A 236-nucleotide genomic window follows, 5' to 3' on the forward strand; every position below is an offset into this window, starting at 1 on the left:
TAGGGGTTAGGCAATAGGGAATAGTTTATATCAATCCCAAAACTCTTACCTATCTTAAAAGCAACAACCTCTAAAATTTCCTTTCAATATTAATATCAATGAACCTTTTTATAGCTATAAGCAACAAGCTTTAAGCATAAAACATAATTCGTAGTCCCAGGCAGACTCGAACTGCCGACCTCTACATTATCAGTGTAGCGCTCTAACCAGCTGAGCTATGAGACTGCATCTTTTTA

The 236-nt window shown here is 36.4% G+C and carries 1 tRNA gene; it reads right to left on the bottom strand.

From position 1 onward, the window contains the following. Nucleotides 1-151 precede the first annotated feature (151 nt). Nucleotides 152-225 (bottom strand) — tRNA-Ile (locus CCAND38_RS02360). Nucleotides 226-236 lie beyond the last annotated feature (11 nt).

This window comes from Capnocytophaga canis, from assembly GCF_000827555.1.
Taxonomy (GTDB): domain Bacteria; phylum Bacteroidota; class Bacteroidia; order Flavobacteriales; family Flavobacteriaceae; genus Capnocytophaga; species Capnocytophaga canis.